At 69.0% G+C, this 1,139-nt stretch carries 2 protein-coding genes; both read left to right on the top strand.

Annotation, left to right across the window (positions count from 1 at the left end):
* Positions 1-386 precede the first annotated feature (386 nt).
* Complete coding sequence (locus ACY5KJ_RS19730) at positions 387-860, top strand: glycosyltransferase (protein WP_462204068.1); 474 nt, start codon at positions 387-389, stop codon at positions 858-860.
* The coding region (locus tag ACY5KJ_RS19725; protein WP_462204067.1) for a glycosyltransferase at positions 857-1,139 on the top strand (283 nt) is incomplete at its 3' end. The genes ACY5KJ_RS19730 and ACY5KJ_RS19725, both read left to right, overlap by 4 nt.

Here is a 1,139-nt window from a genome sequence, read left to right as displayed (position 1 = left end):
TATAGGGCCGGGCGGTACCGGTCAACCGGGTTGCCCGGAAGTGTCGGGAAGCGTGCCGGTGGAGTGCGGTGTGGCACGGGCGCACCCGGCTTAGCGGGGAGACCGTGTCTCGGAGTGCTCCTGGTGGTCACCCGCCCCCGTCCGCCGACGGCCTGCGGTAATTTTTCGCCCGGCCTTATGACCGTAGGGCCCGGATCGGGCATGGGGTGCCGGTAGATGGCTCGATCCGGGACTTCTCTTATTCTGCTGCCTCTGGGGGAAATTTGTTATGATCACCACAGGAATGTGGCCGTGTGAATGTTGCACTGTATTGTCCGGAATTCGACGGATCGGGATTATCTCGGCACTGACCCGCGTTTCGCGGGTCAGTGGCCCCGGGGGACCCGATGACCTCGACCGGTCAGGGGGGTAGGACCGATCAAGAAAGTAGGGCCGATCGGGGGAGCCGGACCGGGCCGGAGGGCGGACCGGACGACCGCACGGGCCTGCTCCGCCTGCCCGTTCTGCCGCATCCCCGCCCCCCGCTGGAGCGTCCCGAGCGGACGGGCGGTTCGGCCGCGGAACCGGTCGGTCCCCGGGTGGACGTCGGGCCACAGGTGTCGGTCGTGATACCCACCCGCAACGAGGCGCACAACGTCGAACCGCTGCTGCGGCGCCTCGACGATGCGCTGCACGGCCTGTTCGGAGAAGTGATCTTTGTTGACGACTCCGACGACGGAACACCCGAGGTCATCGCGCGCGTCCGCCCCTCGATGCGGTTACCGGTACGGGTGCACCATCGGACCCCGGCCCAGCGGGTCGGCGGGCTGGGGGCGCGGTCAGCGAGGGCTTCGCGCTCTGTGCCGCACCCTATGCGGTGATCATCGATGGGGACCTCCAGCATCCGCCGGAGACCATCCCGGCGCTGCTCGGCACCGCCGTGGAACATGCCGCCGACGTGGTGATCGGCAGCCGGTACGTGTCCGGCGGCAGCGCATCGGGGCTCGCTGGAAGCATGCGGCACCTGGTCTCGACGGGGTCCAACCGGTTGTGCCGGTGGGTCTTCCCCCGTCGGCTGCGCGGCGTCTCGGACGTGATGAGCGGCTTCTTCCTGGTGCGGGTTGCCGTCGTGGACCGGGCCGGCCTGCGACCGGACGGCT

Source organism: Frankia sp. CcWB3 (genome assembly GCF_977927595.1).
The sequence above is the reverse complement of the archived record's forward strand: the minus strand, read 5'-3'. Positions and strand labels throughout refer to the sequence as shown.

Coding starts and splice junctions, on each gene's coding strand:
- ACY5KJ_RS19730 (WP_462204068.1), top strand. CDS start 387: ATGACCTCGACCGGTCAGGGGGGTAGGACCGATCAAGAAAGTAGGGCC.